The sequence below is a fragment of the Leifsonia sp. NPDC080035 genome, from assembly GCF_040050925.1.
Lineage (GTDB): Bacteria > Actinomycetota > Actinomycetes > Actinomycetales > Microbacteriaceae > Leifsonia.
In genome coordinates this window covers 1,394,297-1,412,345 of sequence record NZ_CP157390.1, presented here as the reverse complement: position 1 = coordinate 1,412,345, position 18,049 = coordinate 1,394,297, and the positions used below count along the sequence as shown (strand labels likewise).

The 18,049-nt window shown below is 71.7% G+C and carries 19 protein-coding genes; 16 read left to right on the top strand and 3 right to left on the bottom strand.

Annotated features, from left to right (window positions below):
• Window positions 1-7 precede the first annotated feature (7 nt).
• Complete coding sequence (locus AAME72_RS06855; RefSeq protein WP_348789494.1) at window positions 8-289, bottom strand: flagellar FlbD family protein; 282 nt, start codon at window positions 287-289, stop codon at window positions 8-10.
• A 166-nt stretch (window positions 290-455) separates the two neighbouring features.
• On the opposite strand from AAME72_RS06855, the gene AAME72_RS06850 reads away from it, so the two are divergent.
• Genes AAME72_RS06850 through fliN form a run of 3 tightly spaced genes read left to right on the top strand, consistent with a single transcriptional unit; the run spans window position 456 to window position 2,696 of the window.
• Window positions 456-1,067 (top strand): vitamin K epoxide reductase family protein, encoded by a 612-nt coding sequence (locus tag AAME72_RS06850; protein WP_348789493.1) that lies wholly within the window; start codon window positions 456-458, stop codon window positions 1,065-1,067.
• Window positions 1,068-1,099: 32 nt separating this feature from the next.
• On the top strand, window positions 1,100-1,975 hold the full coding sequence (locus tag AAME72_RS06845; protein WP_348789492.1) for a flagellar motor switch protein FliM: 876 nt from the start codon (window positions 1,100-1,102) through the stop codon (window positions 1,973-1,975).
• Window positions 1,976-1,979: 4 nt separating this feature from the next.
• Window positions 1,980-2,696 (top strand): flagellar motor switch protein FliN, encoded by a 717-nt coding sequence (gene fliN, locus AAME72_RS06840; protein WP_348789491.1) that lies wholly within the window; start codon window positions 1,980-1,982, stop codon window positions 2,694-2,696.
• A 4-nt stretch (window positions 2,697-2,700) separates the two neighbouring features.
• Here fliN and AAME72_RS06835 read toward each other — a convergent pair whose 3' ends face one another.
• On the bottom strand, window positions 2,701-3,639 hold the full coding sequence (locus AAME72_RS06835; RefSeq protein ID WP_348789490.1) for an Lrp/AsnC family transcriptional regulator: 939 nt from the start codon (window positions 3,637-3,639) through the stop codon (window positions 2,701-2,703).
• Window positions 3,640-3,851: 212 nt separating this feature from the next.
• Between AAME72_RS06835 and AAME72_RS06830 the strand changes: the two genes are divergently transcribed.
• The 5 genes from AAME72_RS06830 to AAME72_RS06810 are packed head-to-tail and all read left to right on the top strand — an operon-like array spanning window position 3,852 to window position 10,541.
• Window positions 3,852-5,198, top strand: coding sequence for an MFS transporter (locus AAME72_RS06830; protein WP_348789489.1), 1,347 nt, complete (start codon window positions 3,852-3,854; stop codon window positions 5,196-5,198).
• 4 nt (window positions 5,199-5,202) lie between these two features.
• Window positions 5,203-6,876, top strand: a complete 1,674-nt coding sequence (locus AAME72_RS06825; protein WP_348789488.1) for an amidohydrolase — start codon at window positions 5,203-5,205, stop codon at window positions 6,874-6,876.
• 25 nt (window positions 6,877-6,901) lie between these two features.
• Window positions 6,902-8,533 (top strand): thiamine pyrophosphate-binding protein, encoded by a 1,632-nt coding sequence (locus AAME72_RS06820; protein ID WP_348789487.1) that lies wholly within the window; start codon window positions 6,902-6,904, stop codon window positions 8,531-8,533.
• Window positions 8,534-8,551: 18 nt separating this feature from the next.
• Window positions 8,552-9,559: an agmatinase gene (gene speB, locus AAME72_RS06815; protein ID WP_348789486.1), complete on the top strand. Its 1,008-nt coding sequence runs from the start codon at window positions 8,552-8,554 to the stop codon at window positions 9,557-9,559.
• A complete protein-coding gene (locus AAME72_RS06810; protein WP_348789485.1) occupies window positions 9,552-10,541 on the top strand; it encodes a C-terminal binding protein in 990 nt (329 codons plus the stop codon). Before speB ends, AAME72_RS06810 begins: the two co-directional genes overlap by 8 nt.
• 33 nt (window positions 10,542-10,574) lie before the next feature.
• Here the strand turns inward: AAME72_RS06810 and AAME72_RS06805 are convergent, their stop codons facing one another.
• Window positions 10,575-11,318: an SUMF1/EgtB/PvdO family nonheme iron enzyme gene (locus AAME72_RS06805; RefSeq protein WP_348789484.1), complete on the bottom strand. Its 744-nt coding sequence runs from the start codon at window positions 11,316-11,318 to the stop codon at window positions 10,575-10,577.
• A gap of 78 nt (window positions 11,319-11,396) precedes the next feature.
• On the opposite strand from AAME72_RS06805, the gene fliO reads away from it, so the two are divergent.
• The 8 genes from fliO to csrA all read left to right on the top strand — a co-directional run bounded on the left by fliO (window position 11,397) and on the right by csrA (window position 17,953).
• Window positions 11,397-11,882, top strand: a complete 486-nt coding sequence (gene fliO, locus AAME72_RS06800) for a flagellar biosynthetic protein FliO (RefSeq protein ID WP_348789483.1) — start codon at window positions 11,397-11,399, stop codon at window positions 11,880-11,882.
• Window positions 11,843-12,718: a flagellar type III secretion system pore protein FliP gene (fliP, locus tag AAME72_RS06795; protein WP_348789482.1), complete on the top strand. Its 876-nt coding sequence runs from the start codon at window positions 11,843-11,845 to the stop codon at window positions 12,716-12,718. The genes fliO and fliP overlap by 40 nt, the downstream gene beginning before the upstream one ends.
• The gene (locus AAME72_RS06790; RefSeq protein ID WP_314148020.1) at window positions 12,715-12,990 is read left to right on the top strand and encodes a flagellar biosynthetic protein FliQ; all 276 of its coding nucleotides are present in this window, start codon (window positions 12,715-12,717) and stop codon (window positions 12,988-12,990) included. The genes fliP and AAME72_RS06790 overlap by 4 nt, the downstream gene beginning before the upstream one ends.
• A complete protein-coding gene (locus tag AAME72_RS06785; RefSeq protein ID WP_348789481.1) occupies window positions 12,990-13,751 on the top strand; it encodes a flagellar biosynthetic protein FliR in 762 nt (253 codons plus the stop codon). The genes AAME72_RS06790 and AAME72_RS06785 overlap by 1 nt, the downstream gene beginning before the upstream one ends.
• Window positions 13,748-14,884, top strand: coding sequence for an EscU/YscU/HrcU family type III secretion system export apparatus switch protein (locus AAME72_RS06780; protein ID WP_348789480.1), 1,137 nt, complete (start codon window positions 13,748-13,750; stop codon window positions 14,882-14,884). The genes AAME72_RS06785 and AAME72_RS06780 overlap by 4 nt, the downstream gene beginning before the upstream one ends.
• Window positions 14,881-16,929 carry a flagellar biosynthesis protein FlhA gene (locus AAME72_RS06775; protein ID WP_348789479.1) on the top strand — a complete coding sequence of 683 codons (2,049 nt, stop codon included), beginning with the start codon at window positions 14,881-14,883 and terminating at the stop codon, window positions 16,927-16,929. The genes AAME72_RS06780 and AAME72_RS06775 overlap by 4 nt, the downstream gene beginning before the upstream one ends.
• Window positions 16,930-16,969: 40 nt before the next feature.
• On the top strand, window positions 16,970-17,620 hold the full coding sequence (locus tag AAME72_RS06770; protein ID WP_348789478.1) for a hypothetical protein: 651 nt from the start codon (window positions 16,970-16,972) through the stop codon (window positions 17,618-17,620).
• A 96-nt stretch (window positions 17,621-17,716) separates the two neighbouring features.
• Window positions 17,717-17,953, top strand: coding sequence for a carbon storage regulator CsrA (gene csrA, locus AAME72_RS06765; protein ID WP_348789477.1), 237 nt, complete (start codon window positions 17,717-17,719; stop codon window positions 17,951-17,953).
• The last annotated feature ends 96 nt before the right edge of the window (window positions 17,954-18,049 follow it).

The following is an 18,049-nucleotide window of genomic DNA, read 5'->3' as shown; positions in this document are numbered from 1 at the left end:
CTCCTCGTTACTTCTTCCGGGCGCGGATGGGGACTGCCGGCGCCGTCTCCGCTTCGGGCAGCGGGGCGGGAACCGGGCGCGGACCGGAGGCGGGCAGATCATGCGCGAGCGCGATGACCCGCGCACGGTACGCGGCGATCTTCTCGATGACCTCGGCCATCGACTCCGTGACGATGAACTTCGCCCCGTCCACCATCACGAGGGTGGTGTCCGGACTGGCGTGGATGCGCTCGATGAGGTCCGGGTTGACCGCAAACTGGCTGTCGTTCAATCGGGTGACGACGATCATGGGCGCGAATCCTGGTCTCGGCTCCGGGTGAGCCGTCACAGGGGCACTATCGGCGCGGGCCGGTCGGTCGTTAGGGGGACCGGGCTGGTGACCGGATGCACGCGGTCCTCGATATTTCCGGCGGTCGCGTGTGCGCCCGCCGCCCCGCGGTTGCGAGACTTCACGGGTGTCCGTCGAGACCCCGGCCCCCTCCTCCCGCCGTCCCCGCGCGCTCGCGGCGTTCCTGATCGTGGCCGGCTGCGTCGGCCTGTGGGCCGCGTTCATGCTCACGATGGACAAGATCCACGTGCTCGAGGATCCGTCCGCCCAGCTCTCGTGCTCCTTCAGCGTCCTCATCGGCTGCGTGAAGAACCTCGGGTCGTGGCAGGGGTCGGTCTTCGGGTTCCCGAACCCGGTGTTCGGGCTGGCCGCGTGGAGCGCGGTCATCGCGGCGGGGGCCAGCATCCTCGCGGCGGGCCGGCTCGCCCGCTGGTGGTGGCTCACGTTCGCGGCGGGGACCGTCGTCGCGCTCGGCCTCGTGATCTTCTTCATCACCGCATCCCTGACCGACCTGCGCGTGCTATGCCCGTGGTGCATGGTCACCTGGGCGGTCACGATCCCGACGTTCTGGGGCGTGACGCTGTACACGCTGAAGGAGGGGCATCTGCCGCTCCCGCCGCGCGCCCGCCGGGTGGCGGGAGTGCTCTACGGCTGGGTGCCGCTGATCACGGTCGCCTGCTACGCGATCGTCGCGGTGCTGGCGCAGTTGCAGCTCGACTGGATCCACAGGGCCTTCTAACGGCGGGGCGCGGGCTGCCGATAGTGCCTCCCGTGACCACCCTGCAGGCCCCAGCGCCGGACATCCCGGCCTACGACTTCCGGCGGCCGACCACGCTCGCCCGCGAGCACTCGCGCGTGCTGGAGCTGGCCTTCGAGACGTTCGCCCGGCAGTGGGCGACCCAGCTGACCGCCAAGGTGCGCGTGCTGTCCCAGGTCACCTGCGAGCGGGTCGCGATGCAGACCTACGACGAGTACGCCGCCTCGCTTCCGGCCACGACGGCGATGGTGCTGTGCGAGTTGGAGGGGGTCGCGCCGAAGGGTGTCATCCAGTTCCCGACCACGGCGGCGCTGTCGTGGGTGAACGCGATGCTCGGCGGCTCCGGCGTGCCGGTGTCGGCCGAGCGCACCTTCACCCAGATCGAGCACGCGCTCGTGCGACGGCTGATGGACGACGCGCTGGAGGACCTGCGCTACTCGCTCGGGAGCATCCTCATCGCGCCGATAGCGGTGGACGCCATCCAGTACAACTCCCAGTTCGCCCAGGCCGCGGCCACCAACGAGCTGATGATCGTCGCCGGGTTCGAGCTGCGCGTCGGCGACTCGGTCGCCGAGTCCACGCTCGCCCTGCCCGCCTCCGTGCTACTGCCGCAGCTCGGGGAGACCAACCCGACGTCCAGCGCCGACGACGCGAGGGAGCTCGTGGATGCGCAGCTCGCGCGCGTCCCCGTCGACGTCTCCCTGCGGCTCGCCCCGGCGACCGTCAAGCCGAGCGTCGTGCTCGGACTCGCGGTCGGCGACGTGCTGCCGCTCCCGCACCCGCACCACCGACCGTTCGATCTCGCCGTCGGCGGCCAGCCCGTCGCCGGCGCCGCGCTGGGCTCCAGCGGAAGCAGGCTCGCCTGCGTGATCGTGAAGACAGAGGACTGAACCGATGAACATGGCCATCGCATCCGGCGCCGCGCTCTCCCTGGGCCAGGCGCAGGCGGCCGCGGACGCGCTCGCCGCCGTGCTGCCCACCGGAGCACCGCTCACCCCGCTGCTGCACACCGGAGAGGCGTTCGCCGGACGCACCGGAAACGCCGTGGTGGCGAGCTTCGTCGGCGCCGTCTCCGCCGACCTCGCGGTCGTGCTGCTGGAGGCGCCCGCGCTGGTCGACGACGGCGCGGACGGCGCGCCCGTGGTCGCGCTGCAGGACGTGCTTCAGCCCGCGCTCGAGTCCGCGAGCGACACCTTCGGCGCCGGGGTGCTCGACGACGCGCGCGTCGAGGATGCCGCCGAGCTTTTCTCGGACCCGTCGGCGACCGTGTTCGAGCTGACCGGTCCGGCCGGAGTCGCCGGCTGGTTCGCGGTCCGCGGCCGCGGTTCCCTCGACCGTCCGGCGCCCACGTCGGCGATCGCCGGCAAGCTGGCGCGGATCAGCAACGTGGAGATGGCCCTCACCGTGGAGATCGGCCGCACCAGGATGGCCGTCCGCGACGTGCTCTCGATGGAGCCGGGCGCGGTCATCGAACTGGACCGGTCCGCGGGATCGCCCGCCGACGTGCTCCTGAACGGGCGCCTGATCGCCCACGGCGAGATCGTGGTCGTCGACCAGGACTACGCGGTGCGGATCACGAAGATCCTGGACGCCGCGGAAGAGCTGGACTGAGTCGCTACGGCCGCACGATGCGGCCGAGCGTGCGCGTGTAGTCCTCCTTGATGATGTCGAGGTGCGCCCAGGTCTCGAGCGAGCCGACCTCGGGAAGCGCGCGCAGCTCCTCGATGACCTTCAGGACGCCCGCTGTCGTGCTGCCGACGATCGTCGCGATCGCGTCGTAGGCGCCGTGCGCGTCCGCCGCCAGGTCGACGGCGGGTGTCGCCACCAGGTAGCTGTGGACCGGCTCGGCCGCGCCGCGCAGGGCGATGCCGACGCCGACGGCGACGCGATTGCGGGAGAGCCCGCCGGTGTCGATCGCGGCGATCCGGATGACGCCCGCGTCGAGCAGCCTCCGCACCCGGGCGCGCGCGGAGGACGGTGACAGGCGTACCGTGTCGGCCAGGGTGCGGTAGCTGGCCCGCCCGTCCTCCTGGAGCACCGCGATGAGGTCGTGATCCACGCGGTCGAGCCGCACATCCGTGACGGAGGCGGCGGTGATGAACTCCTTCAGCAGGGCGTCGTACGTGCTGACGCGCAGCTGCCGCACGCCCGGGATGCCGCGGATCGCCGCCAGGGTGGCGTGCAGCTCGTCCGTGTCGCCGTGCCGGGACTCGAACACCACCGGCGACGAGCCGCTGACCATCGAGACGAAGACGGTGTCCGGCAGCTCTGCGATGCGCTCGGCGACCGGCCTGGCCGGGCCGTCCACACCGACGAGACCGTGGATGAGCACGTTGAGCCCCGCGAATCCGGGGTCGAGCGCCGCCACGACGCGCAGTCCCTCGCGGCCGACGAGCGCGCCCAGCCGTCGCGACACCAGGTCGCGGGAGACGCCGAGCGTGCGGGCGAGCTCGTGGATGCTTGCCCGCCCGTCCGCCTGCAGCGCGCGGACGAGGCTGGCGTCGATCGCGTCGGAGTCGCGGTCCTGGCTGGCTCTGTCATGGCGGATCGGCACATTCCGGAGAATACCCGGATTCGCCGACCGACGTCCGCATATCGTCGGCGCAGATCGGCTTCGGACGATGATTCGCGCAGCTTATGAGGCTCACAGCGCGCAGAACGACGGCGAGAATCGCCTTCGAGCGCCGATGTGCGCTTGCGCATCCCGGCCGGCGGCGTGAGACTTCACGACGAACTTCACGACAAATACGAGCAAAGGAGCTGTGTGTGTCTGTTTCAGCAACGCAACCCGTCGGGCACGCCCGCGCGTTGAGGGCCGGTCTGGCCTCCGCGGTCGGAACCACCATCGAGTGGTACGACTTCTACGTCTACGCGACCGCCGCCGCCATCGTCTTCCCACAGGTCTTCTTCCCCGAGGTCAACCACGCCCTCGGCACGCTCGCGTCCTTCGGGACCTACGCGGTCGCCTACTTCATGCGCCCGCTCGGCGGAATCATCTTCGGCCACATCGGTGACAAGCTCGGCCGCAAGCGCGCGCTGACGCTCACGCTCTTCGTGATGGGCGTCGCGACCGTGCTGGTCGGCTGCCTGCCCGGGTACGCCGCCATCGGCATCGCCGCCCCGATCCTGCTCATCCTGCTGCGCATCGCGCAGGGCCTCGCCGTCGGCGGCGAGTGGGGCGGCGCGAGTCTGATGTCGGTGGAGAGCGCCCCGCCGAAGTTCAAGACCTTCTACGGCGGCTTCACCCAGCTCGGCAACCCGCTCGGCGCGCTGCTGGCCTCCGGCGCGTTCTGGATCCTCGCGGGGATGGGCGACGACGTACTGCTCACCTGGGGCTGGCGCATCCCGTTCCTGTTCAGCATCGTCCTGATCGGCGTCGGGATCTGGGTGCGCTACCGCGTCGAGGAGACGCCGGTCTTCGAGCAGAAGATCGAGGGCCACACCCAGTCCACCCCGATCGTGTTCGCGCTGCGCAACAACTGGCTGCCGATCCTGCTCGGCTTCTGCATCATCGCGATGTCGTCCGGCGGCTACGTGATCGCCACGACGTTCGTGCAGAACTTCGCCACCAGCCCGGAGGTCGGCCTCCAGGCCGGCGTCATCCTCGGTGCGATGACCGTCGCGTCGTTCATCGAGGCGCTGGTCACGCTGCCGCTGGCCATGCTCGGCGACAAGTGGGGCGGCAAGCGGGTCATCATCCTCGGCTCCGTGCTCTCGTTCGCGGCCGTGATCCCGCTCGTGCTGGTCATCCAGAACCACCAGGTCGCCCTGATCTACGTGTTCGTCAGCGTGATCCGCATCACGCTGAGCGGCGCCTGGGCCCCGCTCTCGACCGTCATGACGCAGATGTTCCGGCCGCAGGCCAGGTACACCTCGATGTCGCTGTCGTACGGGATCGGCGCGGCCGTCTGGGGCGGACTGTCACCGGCGATCGCGACCGCCCTGATCGCGGCGACAGGGAGCTTCTGGTCCGCCATCTGGTTCTTCGGAGGACTAGCGCTCATCGCCGTCATCGGCACCTGGTTCGCGCCGCAGCACTCCGACACCGCGCCGGTCACGGGGTCGTTCACCCCGCGGCTGGACACCACCGCCATCAAGACGACGAGGAGCTGACCCCGTGCGACACCTGGCCACCTACGACGCCCGCGACTCCGCGCCCACCATCGTCACGGCCGAGACCGTGCTGACCGTCGACGGCGACGCGCCGCGCGCCGAGGCGATGCTCACGGCGGGCGGCAGGATTCTCGCGGTCGGCTCCCTCGCCGCCGTCGAGGGGGCGGCCACGGCGGCGGGTGTCGACCCGGTCCGCGTCGACTTCCCCGGCGCGACGATCGTGCCCGGCTTCATCGACGCGCACGCGCATCCACTCATGTACGGGCAGCTGCTCACCTGGGTGGACGTCAGCCCGGAGAAGGCGGGCTCGATCCCCGAGATCGTCGAGCTGATGCGCGAGGGCGCGCAGCGCCTGCCCGCCGGCGTCCCGCTGCGCGGCTACGGCTACGAGCAGCGCAACCTGGCCGAACGGCGGCACCCCACCAAGGAGGAGCTGGACCGCGTCGCGACCGACCGCGAGGTGTACGTCATGAACGCCTCCGGCCACGGGGGAGTGGTCAACAGCTTCACCCTGGAGAAGTACGGGATCACCAGGGACACCCCGAACCCGGAGGGCGGCGAGTTCTTCCGCGACGCCGACGGCGAGCTGACGGGCGAGTTGTCCGACGCGGCCTGCAACGTGCTCACCGGGCTGCACGGGGTGAAGATCGGCCACCACGGCCCGAACTTCCACCTCGGGGACGAGCCGGCCGAGCACCAGCGCCAGCTCGACATCGCCCAGCGCGAGTTCCTGTCCTCCGGCGTCACCGCCCTCGGCGACGCCCAGGTGTCGAAGCGCGAGCTCGCTGCCTACCTGGCGATGGCGGACCGCGGTGAGCTCTCCGTGCGCGTCTCGATGTACTTCCTCTCGCACCTGCTCGACCAGGTGCTCGACCTCGGCCTGACCGGGCCGTTCGGCAACGCGTTCCTCTCCGTCGCGGGCATCAAGCTGTACGCCGACGGCACGCTCGGCGGCTGGACCGCCTACTTCCCCGAGGGCTACGTCGGCGACCCGTGCCGCAGGGGCCAGCTCTACCACGAGCCCGCCGAGTACGCCGGGCTCGTGGCCAAGGCGCACCGCGCCGGGCTGCAGACGGCGACGCACGCCCAGTCGCCGACCGCGATCGCGATGGTGGTGGATGCGGTCGAGCAGGTGCTGACCGAGCATCCCGACGCCGATGCGCGGCACCGGATCGAGCACTGCGGCCTGCCCGCGCCCGAGGAGATCGAGCGGATGGCGCGGCTGGGCATCCGCCCGGTGAACCAGACGCAGCACTACTACAACTGGGGCGAGGGGGTCGAGCAGGCCATCGGCACTCCCGGCGAGCGGTTCAACCCGCTCGGCGAGTTCCTGGAGGCGGGCGTACCCGTCACCATCTCGTCCGACGCACCCGTCGCCGAGCCGCGTCCCCTTGAGGCCATCCAGGCCGCTGTGACGCGCGTGACGCGCCGAGGCCACAAACTCGGCCCGGACTCGCTGCGGATCAGCGCGGAGGAGGCGCTGCGCGCCCACACTCTGGAGGGGGCGATCACGCTGGGCCGCGAGAACGAGCTCGGCTCGCTCGTCGCGGGCAAGCGCGCGGACTTCGTGGTGCTCGGCGCGAATCCGCTCGAGGTGGAGCCGGAGACGATCTCCACCATCCCGGTGCTCGCGACGTGGGTGGACGGCAGTGCGAGGTACGAGGCCGATGGCGACTGACGTCGCGGCGGAAAGGCGGACCGACATGGAGACGCGCGCGGCGCGCACGACCGGGTGGGTGGTCGTCGAGACCCTCCGCAACTACGGCATCGACACGGTGTTCGGGATCCCCGGGACGCACAACCTCGAGTTCTACCGGCCACTGACCGCGCTCGGCGTGCATCCCGTGACCACCCGGCACGAGCAGGGCGCGGGCTATGCGGCGGACGGCTGGTCGCTGCAGACCGGCAAGCCCGGCGTCGTGATCACAACGAGCGGGCCCGGGCTGCTGAACGCGCTGTCCGCGGCGGGCACCGCGTACTGCGAGTCCCGGCCGATGATCCTGCTGTCGCCCGGCCCCGCCCGCGGACGCGAGTTCGCCGACGTCGGGACGCTGCACGAGACGAAGGACCAGCTCGCCGCCGCCTCGGCGATCGTCGAGTGGGGACGCCGCGTCCATTCGGCCGAGGAGGCGGTCCAGGCCGTCCATGATGCGTTCGCGCTGTTCGCCTCCGGCCGGCCGCGTCCCGTGTACATCGAGGTGCCGCTCGACCTTCTGGAGGAGGAGGCCGAGCTGGATGCGGAGACGCTGGTCGCCCGCACGAGCGCGGCCCCTTCGGCTCCCGACCGCGCGTCGATCGCCGAGGCCGCGCGGCTCCTGGCCGGCGCGAGCGACCCGGTGATCCTCGCCGGCGGCGGATCCCGCAGGGCGACCGCGGAGCTGCGTGCGCTCGCCGAACGGCTCGGCGCGCCCGTGGTGACGACGCTGAACGCGAAGGGCGTGCTGGACGAGCATCACCCGCTGTCCCTCGGCGCCAACCTCCGCCTCGCCGCGGCCAGAAACCGGGCGCGCGACGCCGACGTGCTGCTGGTCGTCGGGTCGAAGCTCGGCGAGGCCGAGCTGTGGGTGGAGAGACTGGAGGCGCGCGGCCGCGTCATCCGGATCGACGTCGCCGCGTCGCAGCTGGACAAGAACCAGGCGGCCGAGATCGGGATCGTCGCGGACGCGTCGGCGGCGCTCGCCGCGCTGCTGGACGCCCTCGCCGGCGGCGACCCCGCCGGTGCCGCCGGTCCCGCCGCCGGCCGCGACGCGCGGGTGCCGGAGACGCTGGCCGCCGTCGCCGCCGAGTGCGCCGAGCTCTCCGCCGTCAACACGGACATCGCGGACGCCATCGCCGCGGCGCTGCCCGCCGACGCGATCGTGACGACGGACTCGTCGCAGATCGCCTACTGGGGCCTGCTGAACCGCCTGCGCGTCGCCCGGCCGAATTCGACGCCGTACATGGCGACGTACGCCACGCTCGGCTACGGCCTGCCCGCCGCCATCGGCTCGCGGGTCGCCGAGCCGGGCCGCCCGGTGGTCGCGGTCGTCGGCGACGGCGCGCTGATGTTCTCGCTCCAGGAGTTCATGACGGTCGTGGAGCAGCGGCTGGACATCACCGTGATCGTCGTCGACAACGGCGGCTACGCGGAGATCAAGCAGAACGAGGTGGACGCGGGGATCGCCCCGATCGCCGTGGACCTTGCCCAGCCGGACTGGGCGGCGCTCGCCGAGGCGTTCGGCGGCACCGGGCACCGGGCCGGCTCCGCCGACGAGCTGGCGGCGGCGGTCGCGGCCGCGGTCGCCTCGGGTGGGCTGCACGTCATCCACCTGCCGCAGGCCGCCTTCACGAAGTAACGAGCACGAGGAAGCAGCATGAGCACAGACCCCATCGGCACCCCGCCCATCGGCCCGTCGGACGCATCGAAGACCCCGCGCTACGCGGGCCTGTCCACCTTCGCCCGGCTGCCGCGGCTGGAGGACGTCCCCGCCGCGGACATCGCGGTGGTCGGCATCCCGTTCGACACCGGCGTCAGCTTCCGCCCGGGCGCGCGGTTCGGCCCGGAGCACGTGCGCGCCTCCAGCCGCCTGCTGCGACCGTACAACCCGGCGCAGGACTTCTCGGGCTGGGAGGCGGTGCAGGTCGCGGATGCCGGCGACATCGCCGTGAACCCGTTCCACATCGACGAGGCGGTGCGGCAGATCGCGGACGCCGCGGCCGAGCTCGGCGAGCGGGCGCGGCGCATCCTCACCATCGGCGGCGACCACACCATCGCCTACCCGCTGCTGAGGGCGCTCAGCGCGAAGCACGGACCGGTCGCAGTGCTGCACTTCGACGCGCACCTGGACACGTGGGACACCTACTTCGACGAGCCGATCACGCACGGGACGCCGTTTCGCCGGGCGTCGGAGGAGGGCTTCCTCGACCGCACCGCGTCCGTCCACGTCGGCACCCGCGGCCCGCTCTACAGCAAGCAGGACCTGGAGGACGACGGTCGCCTCGGCTTCTCGATCGTGTCGAGCGAGTACATCGAGGAGAACGGCATCCCGTCGGCGCTGGAGCGCATCCGCCGCCGCGTCGGCGACAAACCGCTGTACATCTCGATCGACATCGACGTGCTCGACCCGGCGCACGCGCCGGGGACGGGGACGCCGGAGGCGGGCGGCCTGACCAGCCGGGAGCTGCTGCGCCTGCTGCGCGGGCTCACCGACCTGAACATCGTCGGGGCGGACGTGGTGGAGGTCGCGCCTGCCTACGACCATGCGCAGGTCACCGGCATCGCCGCCGCGCACGTCGCCTACGAGCTGATGACCGCGATGGCGCAGGTGATCGTGCGCGAGGGCAGCGCGCACCCGCGCGGTGAGGCCGCGGCCGATGAGTGATGCGCGCCGGCCCGTCGCGGTCTACACCGACGTCGACGACACGGATCCCGCCCCCGGGATCGCCCTGCTCGAATCGCAGGGCTTCGAGGTGCGCGTGCTCGGGACGCGCAATCCGGCGGCGATCGTCGCCGGCGCGGCCGACGCCGACGCGCTCCTCCCCGGCTACGCCGCGATCACGCGCGAGACGATCGCGGCGCTGCCGCGGCTGAAGGTCATCGCGCTGATGTCGATGGGCTTCGACTACGTGGACGTCGACGCGGCGACCGAGCACGGCATCCACGTGACGAACGTCCCCGGTGCTGCGACCGAGGAGGTCGCGACCCACGCCCTCGCGCTGCTGCTGGCGAGCGCGCGGCAGCTGCCGTTCTACACCGCGTCCGCGACGCCGGAGCGCTGGAACGAGCGCGCGGCCGTCGCTCCGCCGCGGCTCAGCGAGCGCACCCTCGGGGTCGTCGGGCTCGGCAGGATCGGCCGCGAGTTCGCCCGGCAGGCCGGCCCGCTGTTCGGGCGCGTGCTCGGCTACGACCCGCTGCTCCCCGACGATGAGGGCACACGCGACGAACTGGCCGCCCTCGGGATCGAGCGCACCGGCCTCGACAAGGTGCGGCGCGGCTCCGATGCGCTGTCCCTGCACGTGCCGCTGACGCCGGAGACCGAACGGATGGTCGACGCCGCGTTCCTCGCGGAGATGCCGGCCGGCGCCCTCCTGCTCAACGTCTCCCGCGGCGGCCTGATCGACAACGCGGCGCTGGTGGAAGCGCTCGACGCCGGACGGCTCTCCGGGGCGGCGCTCGACGTGCTGGACGAGGAGCCGCCGAGCCGGGGGCACCCCCTGCTCGGGCGCGACGACGTGGTGCTGACGCCGCACATCGCATACTTCTCGCAGCGGACCGAGATCGAGTACGTACGCATCCAGGCGCAGAACGCGGCGTCGGCGGTCCTCACGGGCACCCCGGACTCGCCGGTCAACAGGCTGGGCTGACGACGAGGCGCGCGGGGTCCGCGGGTTCGGGGCTCAGCGGCGCGGCGTCCAGCCGGGCGGCAGCGGGCCGCTGATGGCGGCGCGCTCCGCGTCGGCCTGGGCCGACCAGCCCTGGGCCGCATCCACCGCGTCGAAGCCGCCGCGCGCGACCCGGAAGCCGAGGTCCTCGTGCTGTGTGCGCGGAGAGCCGCCGCGCCGGGTGGAGGCGCGGACGCTCCACGCGTCGTCGGCGAACCCACCGCCGCGGAACACCCGGTAGTCGTCGTAGCGGGCGGGATCCAGGAGGTCCCAGCACCACTCCCACACGTTGCCGAGGGTGTCGAAGAGCCCGTGCAGGTTGGGCATCCTGCCGCCGACGTCGTGCGGTGCGGAGAGGCCGTCGGCGCTCGTCCAGGCGACCCCGCCGAGCGGGCCGTAGTGCGGCGCCGTCGAGCCGGCGCGGCAGGCGTGCTCCCACTCTGCCTCGGTCGGCAGGCGGTAGCCGTCCGAGTCGACGTGCCAGGTGACGTCCTCGCCATCGAACGAGTATGCGGGGTCGAGGCCCTCCCACTCCGAGGCGGCGTTGCAGAACCGGATGGCGCGCAGCCAGCTCACTCCCGTCGCCGGGCGGCGCGGGTGCGGGGCCGGCTCGCCGATCAGCTCGGCCACCTGCTGCTCGGTCACGGCGTAGACGCCGATCTCGAAGGACTCCAGTTCCACGCTCCAGCGCCGCTTCTGGCGGGCGTCGTGCAGCGCGACGGTGCCGGGCGGGATGTACGCCAGCTCGATGTCGGTCACGGCCCCAGCCTCCCACGCCGCGGCGATGGGCGTGCGAGGCGCCTAACGGAGTCGCAGGGCCGGCCGATAGTCGCAGCCGTGGAAACCCTGTTCGTCGCCCTCCGGGTGCTCGTCGTCCTCGGCGTGATCGTCGGGCTGCTGTGGTTCGTGCAGCGCCGCGTCGCCAAGGGCCGCGGGCTCGGCGGCCGGACCCGGCGTGGCAACGCCGTGTCGGTCGTCGGCCGGCAGGGCGTCGGGCCGAAGGCGTCGGTCGTCGTCGTGGATGTGGACGGCAACCGCTTCGTGCTCGGCGTGACCGAACGAGAGGTGAGCGTTCTGCACACCGGCGCACGTCCGCACGACGCGGACGCGGAGATCACCCCTCTGAGGCCGGTGCGCAAGACGTTCGCCAAGGACGTGCCGGCGGCGGACGCCCCGGCGCAGGTCTCCACGAACAGCAGGCAGGATGCCGACTTCCTCACGGCGCAGGGACGCGCCTCGGTCTTCGACGAGGCACTCAAAGGCTCGATCCTGTCACCTGCTACATGGCGACAGGCGGGCTTGGCGGTGCGGCCCAAGAAGTGACGGCCGCCCGCGCGCCGCGGCTCGCCCGCGTCGCGGTCGCCGCCGTCCTCGTCGCGCTCATCGCCCTCGCCTTCCTGCTGCTGAGCTCGACCGCGGCGCACGCCGTCCCCACGCCGTCCCCTGTCCCGACGCCGGGCGGCCCGACCGGTCCCGGCGGCGGCAGCGGCGGGATCACCGTCGACATCAACGGCCCGAACGGCACGCCGAACGCGGCCATCCTGACGCTCGTCGGCATCACGGTGCTCTCCGTCGCGCCCGCGCTGCTGCTGATGATGTCGTCGTTCACCAAGATCTTCGTGGTGCTCGCGATCACCAGGAACGCGCTCGCGCTGCCGTCCATCCCGCCGAACCAGGTGCTCGCCGGACTCTCCCTCTTCCTCAGCCTGTTCATCATGAGCCCGGTGCTGATGGACATCAACAGCACGGCGGTCCAGCCGTACCTCGCAGGGCACATCGACTTCACCGCCGCCGTACACGCCGCCGAGGCGCCGCTGCGCGCCTTCATGGCGGCGCACACCCGCGAGGAGGACATCGCGCTGATGACGCGGGCGGCCGGACGGCCGAACCCGGAGTCGGCGGCGGCGGTGCCGCTGCTCACGCTCATCCCGGCGTTCATGATCTCGGAGCTGCGTGCCGCGTTCATCATCGGCTTCGTGATCTTCGTGCCGTTCCTCGTGATCGACATGGTGGTCTCCGCGGCGCTGATGTCGATGGGCATGATGATGCTGCCGCCGGTGATGATCTCGCTGCCGTTCAAGATCCTGCTGTTCGTGCTCGTCGACGGCTGGGGCCTGATCGTCACGAGCCTGATCACGAGCTATCGGGGCGGCGGATGAACGCCAACGCCGTCCTCGACATCGCCATGCAGGGCCTCCTGGTCACGGCGAAGCTCGCCGCGCCCATCGTCGTGACCGCGCTCGTCGTCGGGTTCGCGATCTCGCTCATCCAGTCGATCACCCAGATCCAGGAGGTGACGCTCTCCTTCGTGCCGAAGGCCGCGGCCGTCGCCGTCGCGCTGATCATCTGCGGGCAGTGGATGATCTCCGAGCTCGTCTCCTTCACCCACGTGCTCTTCGAGAAGATCCCGATGCTGCTGGGCGGCGGCTGATGAACATCCCCATCGACCTCGCCGCCATCGAGGCGATCGCGCTGGCGTCGCTGCGGATGGTCGCCTTCCTGATGATCGCGCCGCCGTTCTCGTACAACGGCTTCCCCGCGCAGGTGAAGGGGATGCTCGCGATCGGGCTCGCGATCGCGGTGGCGCCGCGCGTCGGCGCCGGCTACCACACGGCAGACACGGGCGTCTTCCTGCTGGACATGGTCAAGGAGCTCGCGGTCGGGGCGACGCTCGGCTTCCTGGTCTTCCTGACCTTCGCGGCCATCCAGTCGGCGGGCAGCCTGGTCGACCTGTTCGGCGGCTTCCAGCTGGCGCAGGCGTTCGATCCGCAGTCGATGATCAACGGCGCCCAGTTCACCCGGATGTTCCAGCTGACCGCCCTCGCCCTGCTGTTCGCGACGGGCGGCTACCAGCTGATCATCGGCGGTCTGGTGCGCACGTTCGACGCCGTCCCGCTCGCCACGGGGCTCGGGATGGCCGACCCGGCGAAGGCGATGGTCAGCGGCATCACGCAGATGTTCCTCTCCGCACTGCAGATCGCCGGCCCGCTCATCGTCGTGCTGTTCCTGGCGGACATGGCGCTCGGCCTGCTGACCCGCGTCGCGCCGGCCCTGAACGCCCTGGCGCTCGGCTTCCCGCTGAAGATCATGCTCACCATCGTGCTGGCCGCGGTCGTGTTCGTCGCCCTGCCTGGGGTGGTGTCGTCGCTCACCGACGGCGCCGTGAAGACGATGCTGGGGGTGACGCGGTGAGCGACGCCCAGGAACGCACCGAACAGGCGACCGACAAGCGGATGAAGGAGGCGCGCCAGAAGGGCCGCCTCGCCAAGTCCACCGACCTCACCGCCTGGGTCGGCGTAGGCGCCGCGGCGGTCATGCTGCCGTTCACCCTGCAGCGCGGCAGCGAAGCCGCCGTCGACCAGGTGTTCTCGGTCCGCTCGGTGATCGAGAGCCCGGACCCGGCGAAGGCGGTCGCGGCGCTCGGCGACGGGCTGGGCAGCATCATGGCGACGGTCGGCCCGATGCTCGCCGTCGGGGCGATCGCGATCATCGGCGCCGCGGCCGCGCAGGGCGGCATCCACCTGAAGCGGCTGTCCGGCAAGTTCGAGCAGTTCAACATCGTCAGCGGGATCACCCGGGTGTTCGGGATGCGCGCGCTCTGGGAGGGCGCGAAGACCCTGCTGAAGTCGGCAGTGGTCGGCATCGGCCTGTTCCTCGTGGTGCGGGGGCTGATGCCCACTCTGCTGACCTCGGGCAGCATGTCGCTCGACTCCCTGCTGTCCGCGGCGAGCGGCGGCGCGGCGGGTCTGCTGCAGGCCGCCGTCGGCGCCGGACTCGTGCTCGCCGGACTGGACGTGCTGGTCGTGATGCGCAGGAACCGCAAGCACACCCGCATGACCAAGCGCGAGGTGCGCGACGAGCACAAGAACTCCGACGGCGACCCGCTGATCAAGTCGCAGCGCCGCTCCCGGCAGCTGGCGATGAGCCGCAACCGGATGATCGCCGCGATCGGAGGTTCGGATGTCGTGCTCGTCAACCCGACGCACATCGCGATCGCAATCAAATACGAACCGGGCAAGTCCGCTCCGCGCGTGGTCGCGAAGGGTGCGGGGGCGATCGCGCTGCGCATCCGTGAGAAGGCCGAGGAGGAGCGGGTGCCGGTCGTCAAGGACATCCCGCTCGCCCGCGCGCTGCACAGCGCCTGCGGGCTCGGCGACGAGATCCCCGTCGAGCTCTACAACGCCGTGGCCCGCGTGCTCGCGTTCGTGATGTCGCTGAAGGCGCGCGGCGCCGCCACGGGCGTCCACACCATGCCGTCGCCGTCCCCCGTGCCCTCGTCCGCGCCGGCGCGCGCGGGAGCCGTCCCCGCAGGAGGTCTGTCATGAAGTCCACCGCCGCCAAGGTCGCCGTCCCGATCGGCGTCGTCGGCATCATCATGCTGCTGGTGATCCCGGTGCCCGCCTGGCTGCTGGACACCCTCATCATCGTGAACATCATGCTGGCGCTGGTGATCCTGCTCACCACGATGTTCGTGAAGAAGCCGCTCGACTTCTCCGTCTTCCCGTCGCTGCTGCTCGTGGCGACCCTGTTCCGGCTCGGCCTCAACGTCGCATCCACGCGCCTCGTGCTCGGCGACGGCTACGCCGGCCAGGTCATCCAGGCGTTCGGGCACGTCGCGGTCGGCGGGTCGATCATCATCGGCGCGGTGGTGTTCCTCATCCTGATCGTCATCCAGTTCATCGTCGTCACCAAGGGCGCCGAGCGCGTCGCGGAGGTCGGTGCGCGCTTCACCCTCGACGCCATGCCGGGCAAGCAGATGGCCATCGACGCGGACCTGAACGCCGGCCTGATCACGGAGGAGCAGGCGCGGACCCGCCGGGCGGAGGTCTCGGCGGAGGCGGACTTCTACGGCGCGATGGACGGCGCGAGCAAGTTCGTGAAGGGCGACGCGATCGCGGGCATCCTGATCATCGTCATCAACGTGGTCGGCGGCATCGCGATCGGCATGATCCAGCGCGGCATGGACCTCGTCGACGCCGTCAACTCCTACACACTGCTGACCATCGGCGACGGCCTGGTGACGCAGATCCCCGCGCTCCTGATGGCCGTCTCCACCGGCATGATCGTGACGCGCTCCAACGCCGAGACCGAGATCGGGACCACCGCCAGCGGTCAGCTCAGCCAGTCGCGCAACGCGCTCACGATCGCGGGATGCGCGGCGATCGTGATGGCGCTGATCCCCGGGATGCCGCCCATCCCGTTCGTGCTCGTCGGCGCGTTCCTGGTGCTCGCCGCGCAGCGCATCAAGACGTCCCAGGCGGCGGCGAAGAAGGCGAAGGCCGCGCAGACCGCCGTCGCGAACGCGGGCAAGACCGAGACCACCGAGGACCTGATGGAGCAGATGCGGGTGCACGCGCTGGAGATCACGCTCGCGCCGGACCTGGTGGACATCGTCAGCGGCACCTCCGACGACCTGCTCGCCCGGGTGCGGGCGCTGCGCCGCAAGATCGCGCTGGAGCTGGGCGTGATCGTCCCGCCGGTGCGCACGCGCGACAGCGCCGAGCTGCCGCCCTCCACCTACGTCATCAAGATCGCCGGTGTCGAGTCGGGACGCGGGCAGGCGCCGGGCGGCCGTGTGCTCGCGCTCGGCGACGCGCTCGACGGGCTGCCCGGCACCCCGACGGTCGAGCCGGTGTTCGGGCTCCCGGCCAAGTGGATCCCGTCCGAGATGCGGCACAGCGCGGAGCTCGGCGGCGCGACGGTCATCGACCGCGTCTCGGTGCTCATCACACACCTGTCGGCGATCATCACGGCGAACGCTGCGCGCCTGCTCACCCGCGAGGACGTGCGCCAGCTCACCGAGGGCGTCAAGCAGGTGAACCCGCCCGCGGTGGAGGAGCTCATCCCGAACCTGCTCTCGCTCGCCGAGGTGCAGCGGGTGCTGCAGGGGCTGCTGGCGGAGCAGGTGCCGATCAACGACCTGCCGCGCATCCTGGAGGCACTCGCCCTGCGCGCGAAGGTGTCGAACGATCCGGAGGGGCTGGTGGAGGCGGCGCGCAGCGCGCTCGGCCCCGCGGTCGTGGCCCCGCACCTCGACGGCGGCACGCTGCGGGTCATCATGATCGATCCGGGGCTCGAGCAAGCGATGCTGGAGGGTCTCCGCCCGGCCGAGAACGGCACGCAGATCGTCCTCGACCCGGCGCGGCTGGAGGCGGTGATGGGGTCGATCAAGCAGACCGCCACCCAGCTCGACGAGGCCAACGTCTCCGCGGTGCTGGTCTGCGCTCCGGCGCTGCGTCCGGCGATCCGGAGGCTCGTCGCCGGGCAGCTCTCCGGGCTCGCTGTGCTGAGCTACCAGGAGGTGACCGCGGTGCAGGCGGCGATCGAGACGGTGGGGGTGGTCCGCGTTGCGGAGCCGATCGCGGCCTGAGTGGCTGGGAGCCGACGAGCTCGAGGAGGTGCTGCCGGCCGTGTCCACGTCGTCGGCGGCGTTCGCGGCCATCCTGGACGACCTCGTGCGGACGACGGACCTGCCGGCCCCCGCGGCCGAGCCTCCTGCGCCCTCCGCTCCTCCCGCCGCCTCTGAGTCGCCGAAGGGCACGTCGTTGTCACTTTCGGCGGCTGCAAGTGACAACAACGTGCCCCTCGCCGCCACGTTCGCGGCGCCCCCCGCACGGCTGCGGGGGAGGGGCGACCTGACGCTCGTGGTCGGGCTCGGCGGCGACGCCCTCGCCGCGGCGCGGACGCTCGCGGCCTCGGCCGGTCGGGACGGCGAAGCGCTCGTGATCGTGGACAGGCGGGATGCGCTCGCGGCGCGCGCCGACGGCGTGCGGGAGGAGCATCCCGTCGTCGGCGCGTTCAGCCTGCCCGGGGTGGATGCCGTGGCCGGTCTGGCCACGGAACTCGCAGGCATCGCGCCCGACCAGGTGTGGGTGGCGGTGGACGCGAGCCGCAAGACGCAGGACACCGCGCACTGGGTGGGCGCCGTGGATGCGGTGCTCGCGGTCGACGGCATCGCCGCGACCGGTGCCGCCCTCACGGCCAGCCCGGACGAGGTGCGCGGCCTCGGCCTGCCCGTCCTCTGGCTCGACGCGCCGCCCGAACCAGCACCGGGGGCGTGACACGCCGCGTCCGCCGGCGCCTGACGGCGTGTCGCGTCCCCTCCGCCGCGCAGGTCGGCGGTTCCGCGCGCACCGCGCCGCGGATAGGCTGGACCGATGCTGGTTCTGACGCGCAAGCCCGGTGAGCGGGTGCTGATCGGGGACGACATCGTCGTCACCATCCTGGACGCGCGAGGGGACGGCGTGCGGATCGGGATCGACGCTCCGCGCGGCATCCGCATCCAGCGCGACGAGGTGGTCAAGGCCGTGAGCGAGGCCAATCAGGAGGCGCGCGAGCAGGCCGCCGGCGCGGACGACGCCGAGGCGCTCATCAAGAAGTCGCTGGGACTCTGACCGCACCCCGAGACAGCGACTGACCCCGCCCGGTACGTCTGCCGCTGCTCGAGCAGGGGGCGAACGTACCGAACGGGGTCAGTCGCTGCGTGCGAG